Annotated in this window: 13 protein-coding genes; 6 read left to right on the plus strand and 7 right to left on the minus strand. The window is 41.0% G+C overall.

The window, feature by feature from the left end; genetic code table 11:
• Positions 1-90: 90 nt before the first annotated feature.
• The 4 genes from betA (at position 91) to AC4CVD_RS09945 (ending at position 5,775) form a co-directional block, all read left to right on the plus strand.
• Positions 91-1,755 carry a choline dehydrogenase gene (betA, locus tag AC4CVD_RS09930; RefSeq protein ID WP_490753023.1) on the plus strand — a complete coding sequence of 555 codons (1,665 nt, stop codon included), beginning with the start codon at positions 91-93 and terminating at the stop codon, positions 1,753-1,755.
• A 496-nt stretch (positions 1,756-2,251) separates the two neighbouring features.
• On the plus strand, positions 2,252-3,886 hold the full coding sequence (mqo, locus tag AC4CVD_RS09935; RefSeq protein ID WP_490753024.1) for a malate dehydrogenase (quinone): 1,635 nt from the start codon (positions 2,252-2,254) through the stop codon (positions 3,884-3,886).
• 72 nt (positions 3,887-3,958) lie between these two features.
• Entirely contained in the window at positions 3,959-5,233 is a 1,275-nt protein-coding gene (locus AC4CVD_RS09940) for an MFS transporter (protein ID WP_490753025.1), read from the plus strand.
• Between the two features lie 56 nt (positions 5,234-5,289).
• Positions 5,290-5,775, plus strand: coding sequence for a hypothetical protein (locus AC4CVD_RS09945; RefSeq protein ID WP_078424920.1), 486 nt, complete (start codon positions 5,290-5,292; stop codon positions 5,773-5,775).
• An 81-nt stretch (positions 5,776-5,856) separates the two neighbouring features.
• On the opposite strand, the gene rodA is transcribed toward AC4CVD_RS09945, so the two are convergent.
• The 6 genes from rodA to pyrG all read right to left on the minus strand — a co-directional run bounded on the left by rodA (position 5,857) and on the right by pyrG (position 12,074).
• Positions 5,857-6,993, minus strand: coding sequence for a rod shape-determining protein RodA (gene rodA, locus AC4CVD_RS09950; protein ID WP_078424919.1), 1,137 nt, complete (start codon positions 6,991-6,993; stop codon positions 5,857-5,859).
• Between the two features lie 113 nt (positions 6,994-7,106).
• Positions 7,107-7,826 (minus strand): 2-C-methyl-D-erythritol 4-phosphate cytidylyltransferase, encoded by a 720-nt coding sequence (ispD, locus tag AC4CVD_RS09955; RefSeq protein WP_490753026.1) that lies wholly within the window; start codon positions 7,824-7,826, stop codon positions 7,107-7,109.
• The gene (locus AC4CVD_RS09960; protein WP_010326966.1) at positions 7,786-8,187 is read right to left on the minus strand and encodes a septum formation initiator family protein; all 402 of its coding nucleotides are present in this window, start codon (positions 8,185-8,187) and stop codon (positions 7,786-7,788) included. The genes ispD and AC4CVD_RS09960 overlap by 41 nt, the downstream gene beginning before the upstream one ends.
• A gap of 7 nt (positions 8,188-8,194) precedes the next feature.
• Positions 8,195-9,484, minus strand: a complete 1,290-nt coding sequence (eno, locus tag AC4CVD_RS09965) for a phosphopyruvate hydratase (RefSeq protein WP_004696631.1) — start codon at positions 9,482-9,484, stop codon at positions 8,195-8,197.
• Between the two features lie 60 nt (positions 9,485-9,544).
• Positions 9,545-10,402, minus strand: coding sequence for a 3-deoxy-8-phosphooctulonate synthase (gene kdsA / locus AC4CVD_RS09970; RefSeq protein ID WP_005401052.1), 858 nt, complete (start codon positions 10,400-10,402; stop codon positions 9,545-9,547).
• Positions 10,403-10,433: 31 nt separating this feature from the next.
• The gene (gene pyrG, locus AC4CVD_RS09975) at positions 10,434-12,074 is read right to left on the minus strand and encodes a CTP synthase (protein ID WP_490753027.1); all 1,641 of its coding nucleotides are present in this window, start codon (positions 12,072-12,074) and stop codon (positions 10,434-10,436) included.
• A gap of 226 nt (positions 12,075-12,300) precedes the next feature.
• Between pyrG and AC4CVD_RS09980 the strand changes: the two genes are divergently transcribed.
• Positions 12,301-12,702, plus strand: a complete 402-nt coding sequence (locus AC4CVD_RS09980) for an internalin (protein ID WP_490753028.1) — start codon at positions 12,301-12,303, stop codon at positions 12,700-12,702.
• 59 nt (positions 12,703-12,761) lie between these two features.
• Here AC4CVD_RS09980 and AC4CVD_RS09985 read toward each other — a convergent pair whose 3' ends face one another.
• Positions 12,762-13,652 (minus strand): LysR substrate-binding domain-containing protein, encoded by an 891-nt coding sequence (locus AC4CVD_RS09985; protein WP_490753029.1) that lies wholly within the window; start codon positions 13,650-13,652, stop codon positions 12,762-12,764.
• 110 nt (positions 13,653-13,762) lie between these two features.
• Between AC4CVD_RS09985 and dkgB the strand changes: the two genes are divergently transcribed.
• The gene (gene dkgB, locus AC4CVD_RS09990; protein ID WP_236770009.1) at positions 13,763-14,569 is read left to right on the plus strand and encodes a 2,5-didehydrogluconate reductase DkgB; all 807 of its coding nucleotides are present in this window, start codon (positions 13,763-13,765) and stop codon (positions 14,567-14,569) included.
• Positions 14,570-14,577 lie beyond the last annotated feature (8 nt).

Here is a 14,577-nt window from a genome sequence, read left to right on the forward strand (position 1 = left end):
CTCCATTTTTATTTATTCTTCTTTCATCCTCAACTCAACATGTGGCCACGTTCTCATGCAACGTGGTCCTGCCATAGAAAAAGGATCATTATGCATTCTCAACACTACGATTATATTATTATTGGCGCAGGCTCAGCAGGTAATGTACTAGCTGCTCGCTTAACTGAAGACCCCGATGTTTCGGTACTGTTACTCGAAGCAGGCGGACCTGATTATCGCCTCGACTTTCGCACTCAAATGCCTGCAGCTTTGGCTTATCCTCTGCAAGGGCGTCGTTATAACTGGGCATATTTAACCGACCCTGAACCCCACATGAACAACCGCCGTATGGAATGTGGTCGCGGCAAAGGCTTAGGCGGTTCATCCCTCATTAATGGCATGTGTTATATCCGTGGAAATGCCATGGATTTAGAACAGTGGGCAACCCTTAAAGGCCTTGAAGATTGGAGTTATGCAGACTGTCTGCCTTATTACAAAAAAGCTGAAACCCGTGATATTGGTGGCAATGACTATCATGGCGATGCTGGCCCTGTTTCTGTCGCCACGCCTAAAGCAAACAACAATGTTTTATTCCACGCCATGGTTGAAGCGGGTGTGCAAGCAGGCTATCCACGCACTGATGACTTAAATGGTTATCAACAAGAAGGTTTCGGCCCAATGGATCGAACCGTGACCCCCAAAGGTCGACGCTCAAGCACAGCATGTGGCTATTTAGATATGGCCAAAGGTCGAGCGAATCTAACCATTATTACCCACGCCATGACCAATCAAATTTTGTTCAATGGCAAACAAGCGATTGGTGTTGAATATATTCAAGGTGCTAATCAAAACAACTTGCTTCAGGTCTATGCCAATAAAGAAGTTCTACTTTGTGCAGGGGCAATTGCATCACCGCAAATTTTGCAACGTTCAGGTGTGGGTTCAAGCACCTTACTTCAATCTCTCGACATTCCAGTCGTGCATGACTTACCGGGTGTCGGTGAAAACCTGCAAGACCATTTAGAAATGTACTTACAATATAAGTGTAAGCAACCTGTTTCGCTCTACCCTGCTTTAAAATGGCAAAATCAACCTGCAATTGGTGCAGAGTGGTTGTTTAACGGAACAGGGATTGGAGCAAGCAACCAGTTTGAAGCAGGTGGCTTTATTCGATCCTCCAAAGAGTTTGCTTGGCCAAATATTCAATACCACTTCTTGCCTGTTGCGATTAACTATAATGGCAGTAATGCCGTCAAAGAGCATGGCTTCCAAGCCCATGTCGGTTCGATGCGCTCGCCTTCACGCGGTCGAGTACATGTGACATCCAAGAATCCTTTCGACCATCCAAGTATTTTATTTAACTACATGTCGACAGAACAAGACTGGCAGGAGTTTCGTGATGCCATCCGTATTACTCGTGAAATTATGCAACAACCTGCGCTTGATCCTTACCGAGGCGAAGAAATCAGTCCCGGAAAAGATGTGAGTAGCGATGCTGAATTAGACGAATTTGTACGTAATCACGCTGAAACGGCTTATCATCCATCCTGTAGTTGTAAAATGGGTGAAGATGATATGGCGGTAGTCGATGGACAAGGTCGTGTGCATGGCCTGCAAAGTTTACGTGTGGTGGATGCATCGATTATGCCGCTGATTATCACAGGTAACTTAAATGCAACCACCATTATGATGGCTGAAAAAATTGCGGATCAAATCCGTGGCCGTACAGCCCTACCTCGTTCTCATACACCTTTTTATCAAGCTGGAACTGAATAAGTTTTAATAGCTCAGCACCTGACTTTAATTAGCTTTAAAATAATAAAGTCAGGTGATTATTCATTTTTTCTTAAACAACAGTGCTGCGTTTTATATAGACAGTGCTATTTCTATTAACATCCAATTTATACATTTTAGCTTTTAAAAAATTGAATGCCTGCATATATATTCGACATCAATATCTTAATTATCAAATCTTAACAAAAATAAACACCAACAAAAACAATGATTAATATTACACATCACTCATATTTATAGTTTAACCCAACTCATTTACAATAAAAATTACTAAGTCAATACATATTTAGTCTAAAATATTCATAAATCAGAACTGTGTGATAGGCTCAAAAGTTATATTTTTTGTGTGCTTTTCAGCTTTTAAGTATTACTTCAACTATACCAAGCTGATCATTTATAAGCAGCTCTATCATTCTTCTTATTTTTATTCTATTCGCTATAAAGCGATCCAAAACCTGCTCCCCAAGGTCATAATCGCATGAACAAATTTTTAAAATACCTTTTGGTATTGATCGTACTGCTTATTATTGCAGTTGTAATTTTCTTATTTAGACCCGTCACGTCTAAAAAAATTCAAACCACCAGCAATGAGCCTGTTGTTGACGCAGTCTTAGTCGGCGGTGGGATCATGAGTGCAACTTTAGGCACATATCTAAGCGAGCTTGAGCCAAACTGGCAAATTCGCATGTATGAACGCCTAGATAATGTTGCACAAGAAAGCTCAAACGGCTTCAACAATGCTGGCACAGGCCACTCTGGCTTTATGGAAATGAACTATACCTCTGAAAAAGATGGGAAAATGGACATTTCTAAAGCTGTGAACGTTGCGGAACAATTTGAAGTTGCAAAACAGTTCTGGTCTTATCAGGTGAAAGAAGGCGTTTTGGGTCAACCAAATAGCTTTATCAACCCTGTGCCGCACATTGCCTTCGTTTGGGGCGATAACGTGAATTTTCTAGAAAAACGTTATGCTGCAATGGTTAAAAACCCAATGTTCTATGGCATGAAATTCTCTGAGAATCCTGCTGAAATTAAACAATGGGCGCCATTGGTAATGAATGGCCGTGATGCTGCACAGAAAGTAGCTGCAACACGCATGGATGTAGGTTCGGATGTGAACTATGGTTCGATCACCACTCAATTGGTCGATCACCTTAAAAAACAATCTAATTTCCAGTTACAAACATCGACTGAAGTGACTGGCATTAGCCAAAACGATGATAAAACGTGGACTGTTGCATTTAAAAACCTCACTACAGGGAAAACAGATCACGTGAAAACGCGCTTTGTCTTTATTGGTGCAGGTGGTGCAGCGGTTAAACTTTTACAAATGACAGGCTTACCAGAAGCGAAGCAATATGCTGGCTTCCCTGTAGGTGGCGTGTTCTTAATGACCGACAACCCAAAAGTCACTGAAGGTCATACTGCAAAAGTTTATGGTCGTGCTGAATTAGGCGCACCGCCAATGTCTGTTCCACATATTGATACACGTTATATCGACGGTAAAAAATATGTGTTGTTTGGTCCATTTGCAACTTATTCAAACAAGTTCTTAAAACAAGGTTCTCAGCTTGATTTATTGAAATCAACCACTAAGAACAACGTTTTACCAATGACCGCTGTGGGTATGGAAAATCTTGATTTGGTGAAATACTTAGTTAGCCAAGTCATGATGACCGATGAAGACCGTTTTAATGAGTTGAAAAAATACTATCCTGATGCAAAACCAGAAGACTGGCGCATGAATCAAGGTGGTCAACGTGTTCAAATCATTAAGAAAGAACCAGGCAAACCTACAAGCTTGCAATTTGGTACCGAGATTTTTGCATCACAAGATGGTGCTGTGACTGCCCTATTAGGTGCGTCTCCTGGTGCTTCAACTTCCCCTTATATTATGTTGAGCTTGCTTGAAAAAGCATTCCCTCAGCAAGTAGCAGGTAAATGGAATCCGAAATTACATGAAATTGTAAAATCGTACCAACAAGAACTCAGCACTAATCCTGTGCTTCTTGACCAAGTTCGCCAATACACCAGCACAACCCTTGGTTTGAAATATACACCTATGGCTAAAGCTGCAAATGACGAAACTATTGCGGTAGCAAAAGCACAGTAATCTGCTTTAAACCCTAAAAAGGATGGACTTTGCGCCATCCTTTTTTAATTCATATTTGAAACTATTCTGTTTATGTCGCTTTTCCATTCCGATGCTTTTTTGGCTTTTCGTTCACGTGATTTTTCACTTCTGAGTGTCAATCAGTTGTGCTTAATTCTAACCATCATGATTCAAGAAGTCGTCATTGCCTATAGTATCTATCAACTCACTCAAAATCCACTCAGCCTTGGCATGATTGCCTTAATTGAGTTACTCCCCTTTATTTGCCTCTCCCTGATCAGTGGCGACTGGGCTGATCGCTATAACCGACAAAAAATTGTGCAGTGGAGTTTTAGCTGTAGCACTTTAATTCCATTATTATTTATTGTTCTTTTTTCTCAGTACCAACAACAGCACATTCAACAAAATACACTTTTATGCGGCATTTATAGCCTCATCTTTTGCTTAGGCATACTTAGAGGCATTTACAGCCCATCATTTAATTCATTACGCCCTTTTCTAACCCCCGAGTCAGCCTATAGCAATGCAGCCACATGGACCGCGCTCATTTGGCAAATAGGCGGCATTTTAGCGCCTTTATGCGCAGGACTTTTACTCGGCCAACTTGGGCTTGAAAAGACCCTCTTTATTGTTTTTTTCTTGTGTTGCGTGGGTAGCATCTGCTTATTCAGATTAAGTCCTCGTCAATTCCCTAGCCCACATAAACAGCATTTGAGCAAAAGTTTGAAAGAAGCCTATTTGTTTATTTTTAAACATCCACTAATGTTTTGGAGTATGTTGCTGGATCTCAGCGCCATGCTTTTTTGTAGTGTCATTATCTTACTGCCTATTTTTGCACACGATATCCTGCATCTTGGTGTTGAAGGCTTAGGTATACTCAGAGCTGCACCAGCTATTGGCGCCTGTATCATGATGTTGATGTTGACCTGTTATTCTCCGATGCAAAATGCATGGAGAAATATGCTCTATAGTAGTTTTGCAATTGCTTTGTGTACTTTAGCCTTTGCACTATCCTCCCATGTTTGGCTCTCAGTCTTCTTCCTTGTTCTAATCGGTGCCTTTGATAGCATCAGCATGGTCATTCGACAAACTTTATTACAGCAACTCCCCCCAAAAGCACTATTAGGGCGTGTAGCGGCTTTAAATGGCATATTAGTCACTTCAGGCAATCAGCTCGGTGCCCTACACATGAGCCTGATGACGCGCTATTTTTCTGTGGTGCCAGCAGTACTTATTGGAGGGACGCTGTGTTTAATAATCTGTGGTCTAAGCTCTACTCGTACGCGACATTTATTCAAGCCATCTCCAACACTAAAAAAACATGCCACAGTGGCAAAAGGTGAATAGCATGTTAAGCTTCAAATCCTCTTTTAATATGATGTGAGTTTTCAATAGAGCAAATTATGAAACAGATTTTCCCCTTTTCACACATTCTCTATACCAAACTCTATGCTTTCTTACTATCCGTGTTGTTGGCTTATTGCCTATTCAATGCAATCTATAGTGTGGTTATTGGTGGAAAAAGCGCATACCTTTTCAGTGTTCTAATTTTAATATTTCAAACAATTACTGTTTTTAAAGCATCTGTAAATAAAAAGATCCATAACTATATGGGATTGATTGGAATCATTCTAATTCTGATTTATCTCAATGGTTGGAGGTTTATTTCTCAGCATGAAAGTATTGCGATTCTCCCCTCAGTCATACTCATCTTACTTAGCTTAGGCTATTTTTCACAGCAACATTCGCGTTTAAATCTATTGAAGGCGGCTTTAATTTTTGGGCTTTTAGTATTAGCCTATACGCAATACCATGACTTGAATACTCTACAAAACTATTATAATAGCCTGCATACAGGTGAAACATGGCAGCAATATGGTGCTTTATAAAGATCAAAAAAACCGTTAGAGTTTTCTTCTTATTTTAAGCACAAAAAGCCAGCAATATCGCTGGCTTGATTCTTCTAGACTTTAGCGATGAGTATGAATCGACATCACGATGCCCATGCTCGCTAGCATGGTAATCACCGCGGTTCCGCCATAACTCATCAGTGGCAATGGATCACCTGTTACAGGTAAAATCCCGCTCACCATCCCAGAGTTTAACAATACAAAGAAAAAGAACGTTAAGCCCACAGCACCCGCATATAAACGTCCAAAATTATGGAAGCTGTTCATACCAATAATCAAACAACGAATGATAATGGCTGCAAACAAACTAAACAGCAAGAACACCCCAATAAAGCCAAACTCTTCTGCATACGTCGACATAATGAAGTCGGTATGGTGCTCAGGCAAATACCCCAAATGTGACTGTGTACCCTCTGTAAACCCCTTCCCCATTAAGCCACCTGAACCAATGGCAATCTTGGATTGGATAATATTCCAACCTGCGCCTAATGCATCTGACTCTGGGTCAAATAAAGTGAGCACTCGCTTTTTTTGGTACTCTTGCAAAAAGAACATCCAAAGTAAGGGAGCCACAACAGCCAATGCGCCACAGGCCAAAGTAATGAGCCGCCAAGAGATACCGCTGAGGAAAATGACGCACACACCAGGAATCAAAAGACCTAGGTTTAAGTCGGGCTGTAAAGCTGCCAATAAAAACGGCAACATCATGATACCCAACGAAATCACAATATGCATAAACTTCGGCGGGAATGCGCGGCCTGCAAAGTACCACGCCATCATCAAAGGCATGGCAAACTTCATAAACTCAGAAGGCTGCATACTACCAATACCGGGTAGACTAATCCAACGTCTAGCTCCCATGCGGGTTTCGCCCACCACCAAGACCAATACCATTAAAATCACAGCAAAGATGAAAAAATAAGGACTAATGGCCTGATAGACTTTGGGTGGAATTTGTGCACAGATAATCATCACAATGAAGCCCACAGCAAAACTTGTGGCTTGGCGAAACACCATGCCCATATCTTGCGCTGAAGCACTATAAATAACCAACAATCCCAACACGGCGTTTAAAATCAGAAAGCATAAAAGCCATGGATCTAAATGCAATTTAGCCCAGCGAGATGAGTCATGTTTAATGCTTCTACCGTCACGTAAAGACTGACGTAAAAAACGATACTGCTGTGATGGTATCATTTGCGTAAATTGAATGAGCTAAAGACAGGGCAAATTATAAGTTCAAAGTGTTTTAGATAACATCATTCAAACCCATATTTCTGTAGTTTTAGCTCAATAAATCTAAATAATTCTTATTGTGCCGCCAAAATCAGGCGCGCAAGCTCAAGGTCATCTGGATAGGTAATTTTAATATTATCGGAGCGCCCTTGTACGACTTGAACTTTTTCACCAACAAACTCTAAAGCACTTGCTTCATCAGTAATTAAAGCTTGTGCCTCTAGCGCATGTTCAATTGCTTTTTTTAGTATCCCCAGTTTAGCAATCTGTGGGGTTTGTGCCTGCCAAAGCTCTGAACGATCAACGGTTTCTTGAATATCTTGCGCTGAGATCACACGCTTTAAAGTATCTCTAACAGGAATAGCTAAAATTGCCCCTGTATTGGACTGAATAGCAGTATCAACCAGTCTCACCAAACAATCCTGCGTGACACATGGACGAGCTGCATCATGGACAAAGACCCAGTCGTCCGCATCAGCGATTGTGGAAAGATAATTGAGCGCATTAAGCACTGAGTCTACACGCTCAGCACCACCTTCACAAAAATGTGCTTTTTCCATGTTGGTAAAAGGCAAACTTTGAGCGACATCATCATCTGAACCAATCGCCAAAACATAGCCCTGCAATGGCAATTGATTAAGGCGTGAAACCGTATGTTCAAGTACGGTCTTTTGTCCAATCATTTGATATTGTTTTAGTTCAGTTTTAGAAAAGCGACTACCCGAGCCAGCAGCAGGAATAATAGCCCACAATTTATGGGGTAGCTGGAGGGGTTTCAGGCTCATCGTCTTCATTGGTTCGCAAATCAATTTGGGCGTTAGGATCAATATAAACAGGCTTATATTGAGTACTGATGGTACTCATTTGAATAAACGTTTCTCGGGGTTTGATTAAACCCAAATCTAGACGCGCATGCTCTTCAATGGCTTCAATACCATTTTTCAAATCATACACTTCTGCCGCCAAGACACGATTACGTTCTTTTAAGTCGTTATTAATTTCAGTTTGTTGTTGGATTTTTTGTGTGAGTTGTAAATGGTCTTGATAACCACCCTCACCAAACCAGTATAAATACTGAAACCCTGCGATCAAAATGATCGCAAGGCCTAGTAGTACTTTACTCATCAACGAGTCGAATACATTGAACATTGACATCAGTCGCTTAGTTTAAACCTTTAAACTCAGCTTTACCGCGGTAAGCAGCATTTGTCAATTCTTCAATACGAAGCAATTGGTTGTATTTCGCAACACGGTCAGAACGGCACAGTGAACCTGTCTTAATTTGACCAGCCGCAGTACCCACCGCAAGATCCGCAATAGTAGAATCTTCAGTTTCGCCAGAACGGTGTGAAATCACTGTAGAGTAACCATTTTCTTTCGCAAGATAGATTGCATCTAGAGTTTCAGTCAACGTACCAATTTGGTTGTACTTAATTAAGATAGAGTTACCTACTTTCTCATTAATACCACGTTGAAGAATTTTCGGGTTTGTAACGAACAAGTCATCACCCACCAACTGGATTTTGTCACCAAGGATTGATGTCAAGTAAGACCAACCTTCCCAATCTGACTCATCTAGACCATCTTCAATAGAGATAATTGGATATTGGTTTACAAGTCCAGCTAAATAGTCAGAGAACTGGTTGCTTGTGAATGCTTTATTGCCTTCACCAGCAAGGATGTACTGACCATTTTTGTAAAATTCTGAAGATGCACAGTCAAGCGCAAGCATAATATCAGAACCCGCTTTGTAACCCGTTTGGCCAATCGCTTCAAGAATAACTGTGATTGCTTCTTCGTTTGAACGTAAGTTCGGTGCAAAACCACCTTCATCACCTACAGCAGTGTTTAAACCTTTTTTGTTTAAAACTGACTTAAGAGAATGGAAGATTTCAGCACCCGCACGTAATGCTTCAGAGAATGAGGTGAAGCCTACAGGCTCAATCATAAACTCTTGAATGTCTACGTTGTTGTCTGCATGCGAACCACCATTGATGATGTTCATCATTGGTACAGGCATAGTCAAAATGGTTTGACCACGTAAGTCTGCAATGTATTGGAAAAGAGGAATTTTCTTTTCATCAGCAGCAGCACGTGCAGCAGCGAGCGAAACAGCTAAAGTTGCATTTGCACCCAATTTTTCTTTGTTTTCAGTACCATCAAGTTCGATCATCGTATTATCGATGTCTTTTTGTTCAAATACTGATTTGCCCACTAAAGCATCACGGATAATCGTGTTTACGTTGTTAACCGCAGTTTTAACACCTTTACCCAAATAGCGCGCTTTGTCGCCATCACGAAGTTCTAAAGCTTCACGAGAACCAGTTGAAGCACCAGATGGTGCACATGCACGGCCAACTACGCCAGATGCTAAGATTACGTCTGCTTCGATGGTTGGGTTACCACGAGAGTCCAAAATTTCACGTGCACGGATGTCAACGATTTGGCTCATGAACAATTCCTCAGTTGATTAATAACGAGATGCTTTAGATGGCATCAATGAGTTTATAATTTAGTGTGTATCTAGCTTTTTGAAACCTTTAACCAAGGTGTCCAATTCTTTTAGCTGTGCCAAGAAAGGCTCAAGTTGAGACATACGCAATGCGCATGGTCCATCACACTTGGCTTTTTCTGGGTCAGGATGCGCTTCCAAGAATAAACCTGCTAGACCTGTTGCCATTCCCGCGCGAGCAAGTGTCGTGATTTGCGCACGGCGACCGCCCGCAGAATCTGCACGACCACCCGGAGTTTGAAGCGCATGGGTCACATCAAAGAACACAGGGACATTCATTTCTTTCATGATGTCGAAACCCAACATGTCTACAACCAAATTGTTGTAACCAAATGCCGAACCACGTTCACAAATAATGAGCTTGTCATTCCCTGCCTCTAAACACTTATGCAAAATATGGCGCATTTCATGAGGTGCAAGGAATTGTGCTTTTTTGATGTTAATGATGGCATCCGTTTTGGCCATCGCTTCAACCAAATCCGTCTGACGACTTAGAAAAGCAGGAAGTTGAATAATATCCGCAACTTCCGCTACAGGTGCAGCTTGGTAAGGTTCATGTACATCAGTAATAATGGGTACATTAAAATGTTTTTTAATGTCAGCTAACCACTCAATCCCTTTTTCTAGGCCTGGCCCTCGAAACGAGTTCAAGCTTGAACGGTTGGCTTTATCAAAACTGGCTTTAAATACGTAAGGAATCTCCAAACGCTTGCAGATGTCGACATAAGTCTCTGCAATTTCAAAAGCCAAATCTTTAGACTCAAGTACGTTCATGCCGCCGAATAGTACAAATGGCAAGTGGTTTGCCATTTGTATATCGCCTAAACGTACAATTTCTTGTGGTTTTAATTGTGACATTTAAACTTCCTAGTTTATTGCTTAACCCAAATTACTTCGCTTTTTTGTACTGTGCTTTTGCAGCATCAATAAAACTAGCAAATAATGGGTGTCCATCACGTGGTGAACTTGTAAATTCCGGGTGGAATTGTACAGCAATAAACCAAGGATGTTGAGGAATTTCAACTGTTTCTACTAAGTGCTGTACAGGTGAATAGCCCGAAATTTTCATGCCAGCTTCTTCAAGCGCTGGAATAAAACGGTTATTCATCTCATAACGGTGACGGTGACGTTCAATAATATCTGCTAAACCATACACTTCACGTGTTTTAGTGCCTTCAACCAATTCTGATTTTTGAGCACCAAGACGCATCGTACCACCAAGATCAGAGTCAACATTACGCTGTTGAACTTCACCGCGCTCATCTAACCATTCAGTGATTAGACCAATCAATGGAGACTTCGTCGAACGGTTGAATTCAGTCGAACTCGCATCACTAATACCCACGACATTACGTGCATATTCGATCACAGCCAACTGCATACCTAAACAAATACCCAAGAATGGAACACCGTTTTCACGTGCGAATTTAATCGCTTGCATTTTTCCTTCAGTACCACGTTCGCCAAAACCACCTGGTACCAAGATTGCATCCATATCTTTCAATACTTCATTGACATCTTGGCTTTCAAGTTCTTCAGCATTGACATAGTCAATTTGAACTTTAACGCGATTCTGAATACCCGCATGTAAAAGTGCTTCATTTACAGACTTATACGCATCTGGAAGTTCAACATACTTACCAACCATTGCAACACGTACAGTGTATTCAGGGTTTAGTAGTGCTTCTACAACATTGTCCCAATCTGTTAAATCAGCTTCTGGCAAGTCATTGAAACCAAAACGTTCACAGATCAAGTCATCAACATTTTGTTCATAGAATGTACGTGGAATTTGGTAAATGCTGCGTGCATCTTTACACACCACAACTGCACGTGCTTCAACGTTTGTGAACAAGGCAATTTTACGGGTCGTGTCTGCATCAACATCATATTCAGTACGACAAATTAAAATGTCTGGCTGAATACCAATCGACAACAACTCTTTTACCGAGTGCTGAGTTGGTTTAGTTTTCAACTCTGCCGCAGATTTGATATATGGAAGCAAAGTTAAGTGCATAAGCATAGTGCGCTTATGACCTAGTTCAACCATAAGTTGACGTACAGATTCCATGAATGGGAGAGATTCGATGTCACCTACTGTGCCGCCAATTTCAACAATCGCAACGTCATAACCTTCGCCTGCGCGAAGTACACGTTCTTTGATGTTGTCTGTAATATGTGGAATAACTTGAACAGTTCCACCAAGGTAGTCACCACGACGTTCTTTATTTAAAACGTCTTGGTATACGCGACCAGAAGTAAAGTTATTTAACTTGGTCATTTTCGCACGACGCAAGAAACGTTCGTAATAACCCAAGTCTAAATCGGTTTCTGCACCATCCTCTGTGACAAAAACTTCACCATGTTGGAACGGGCTCATAGTCCCTGGATCGACATTAATGTATGGATCCATTTTTACCATGGTTACTTTTAATCCACGGGCTTCTAAAAGCGCAGCAACTGAAGCAGCTGAAATACCTTTACCTAGTGATGAAACTACACCACCAGTCACGAAAATAAAATGGGTCATTGGGTTTCTCGTACAATCGAGCCTAATTCGGCCTGCAATGTTGCGCAATTTTACTTTACCTTGTACCAATAAAGCAAAGTCAATCCGCATCAATTCATAGAACAATAAACAATTGGATATTCTATCAGCATTTGGCAGATAAAATTAAGCTAAGTTCATAGGATTTTCATCTTGCATTTTGCTGTTATAATGGCACGATCCTTCAAACACTCGATTTTATGTAATTATGAATAAAAAACTTTTAATTTGTGGCGCCATTGCAGCAGGCTTACTATTAACAGCATGTGTAAAGAAAGAAGCACCTAAAGAAGATGAACAAGAACAAGTTGAAGTTGTTACTACAGAGCAACAACAAACTGTTGAACTTCAACCTTTAGCAACGTCTGAGCCTGAGATTCCAGCGCAAGTTGAAGTGATTCGCGAAGAAACGCCGAATACAACTACTGAAATCCGTCGTGAAACGCCAGCACCTGCTCCAGCAGCAGAGCCTGCACCTAAAGCAGAAGCACCAAAAGCTGAAGAAAAACCAACGCAAGCACGTCCAAGTAATACAAACCCAAATACGCAAACTGAAGACGATGCGGTTGCAGCAGCCATTGCAGCAGCGACACCAGCTTTAGAAAACTAATCATCACCATTTAGATGATTAAAAAAACCCGATTGATATCGGGTTTTTTTAATGCTGGCTTATAAATAGGCTTTTAATTTTTCTGCAAGAAAGTCGATAAACAAGCGAATACGCTTTGGCACATAATTTTGCTGATAATAAACTGCATGTATTTTCTGTTCATGTATTTTTATTTCATTTTCAAACAAAGCTACAAAACGCCCTTCCTGAATATCTTTTTCAACCATAAAGCGTGACAAACACGCAATCCCTGCCCCTTGCAATGCCAACTGACGAACCGTTTCACCATTTGAGCATTTAATTTTGGCCTGAATAGTTAAAGGTTCATCCTCCAACTGAATAGGCCACGTATTTAAATGTGCAGGCTGACTAAAACCAAGCAAAGTATGTGAGCTTAATTCTGCTGCATTTTTAGGTAGACCATGTTTTTGTGCATAAATCGGACTTGCCACAATATATAAACGACTTTTGCAAAGCAGCTTGGCATGTAAGCTTGAATCCGCCAACTCACCAAACCGAATCGCGACATCGGTTTTATGTTCAAGTAAGTCTATAACCTGATCGTGATTGGTAATTTCTATATCAATTTTTGGATAGCGCTGCATAAACTCTTCAATCAGCGGCACTATCACATGCAGCACAAAAGGCGTTGCCGAATCAATCCGAATTAAACCAGATGCCTCAGCATCATTATTTTGCAGGCTTTCTTCAGCTTCGGTCAGGTCGAGTAAAATTTTACGTGCCTTTGTCAAAAACTGCTGCCCTTCATAGGTCAGCTTGAGCTTCCGTGTCGTTCGCTCTAGCAAAGTCACATTCAACTTTGACTCTAAACGTTGCAAGGCACGGCTGACACCCGATGTGGTTTGATCCAACTGCTGCGCAGCTTTGACGATAGAGCCACTATCAACAATGCTCACAAAAGCCGTTAATTCTTCTATGGTTGATTTCATGTGTAATTATTGATTAATAGTCAATAATATTTTGCAAATTACCCAGTTTTTAAGCAAGTCTTTTTTCTACAAAATAGCCTCATTCCATGAAACAAGTTATCGAGTAAAAAATGAATATCGTTCCTCAATTCGGCCTAGGTACTTTCCGTTTAACAGGTGACACTGTCATTGAGTCTGTGAAAACTGCACTAGAAGTCGGTTATCGTGCGGTCGATACTGCTCAAATCTATGGTAATGAAGCCGAAGTTGGTCAAGCCATTGAACTCAGTGGTATCAATCGTCAAGATCTTTTTCTCACCACAAAAATCTGGACGGAAAATTACTCAGCAGAAAAATTGATTCCAAGCTTAAAAGAAAGTTTGCATAAACTAAAAACCGATACCGTGAATCTAACCTTGATCCACTGGCCTGCCCCAAGTACAGGTGTGAACATTACAGAACTCATGCAGAACCTATTGGAGGCAAAACAACAAGGTTTGACCGAATACATTGGTATTTCTAACTTCAATATTGAGCTGACTCAACAGGCGATTGAGAGTATTGGGCTAGAAAACATCGCGACCAACCAAATCGAACTCAGTCCCTATCTACAAAACCACAAGTTGGTTGATTTTCTCCAAGCTCAAAACATTGATGTCACTTCATATATGACACTGGCTTACGGTAAGGTTTTGAATAATCCTGTTTTAATGCACATCGCGCAGCAACATCAGGTATCAACTGCACAAATTAGCTTGGCTTGGGCATTACAACGTGGTTTTGCAGTCATACCTTCTTCAACCAAACGTGAACACTTGATGTCCAACTTAAAGGCGCAAGAGATTCAACTGTCGACTGAAGAAATGATGGCAATTACGCAATTAGACCGAAATCAACGTGAAGTTAGTCCTGAGGGATTAGCACCGATGTGGGATTGAGCATCGCT

The organism is Acinetobacter sp. LipI_23 (assembly GCF_058243045.1).

Excerpts from the sequence above, each read along its gene's own strand:
- pyrG (WP_490753027.1), bottom strand. The coding sequence starts at position 12,074 with ATGACCCATTTTATTTTCGTGACTGGTGGTGTAGTTTCATCACTAGGT.
- AC4CVD_RS09980 (WP_490753028.1), top strand. The coding sequence starts at position 12,301 with ATGAATAAAAAACTTTTAATTTGTGGCGCCATTGCAGCAGGCTTACTA.
- rodA (WP_078424919.1), bottom strand. The coding sequence starts at position 6,993 with ATGATACCATCACAGCAGTATCGTTTTTTACGTCAGTCTTTACGTGAC.
- dkgB (WP_236770009.1), top strand. The coding sequence starts at position 13,763 with ATGAATATCGTTCCTCAATTCGGCCTAGGTACTTTCCGTTTAACAGGT.
- betA (WP_490753023.1), top strand. The coding sequence starts at position 91 with ATGCATTCTCAACACTACGATTATATTATTATTGGCGCAGGCTCAGCA.
- AC4CVD_RS09960 (WP_010326966.1), bottom strand. The coding sequence starts at position 8,187 with ATGTCAATGTTCAATGTATTCGACTCGTTGATGAGTAAAGTACTACTA.
- AC4CVD_RS09940 (WP_490753025.1), top strand. The coding sequence starts at position 3,959 with ATGTCGCTTTTCCATTCCGATGCTTTTTTGGCTTTTCGTTCACGTGAT.
- mqo (WP_490753024.1), top strand. The coding sequence starts at position 2,252 with ATGAACAAATTTTTAAAATACCTTTTGGTATTGATCGTACTGCTTATT.
- kdsA (WP_005401052.1), bottom strand. The coding sequence starts at position 10,402 with ATGTCACAATTAAAACCACAAGAAATTGTACGTTTAGGCGATATACAA.
- AC4CVD_RS09985 (WP_490753029.1), bottom strand. The coding sequence starts at position 13,652 with ATGAAATCAACCATAGAAGAATTAACGGCTTTTGTGAGCATTGTTGAT.
- ispD (WP_490753026.1), bottom strand. The coding sequence starts at position 7,826 with ATGAAGACGATGAGCCTGAAACCCCTCCAGCTACCCCATAAATTGTGG.
- eno (WP_004696631.1), bottom strand. The coding sequence starts at position 9,484 with ATGAGCCAAATCGTTGACATCCGTGCACGTGAAATTTTGGACTCTCGT.
- AC4CVD_RS09945 (WP_078424920.1), top strand. The coding sequence starts at position 5,290 with ATGAAACAGATTTTCCCCTTTTCACACATTCTCTATACCAAACTCTAT.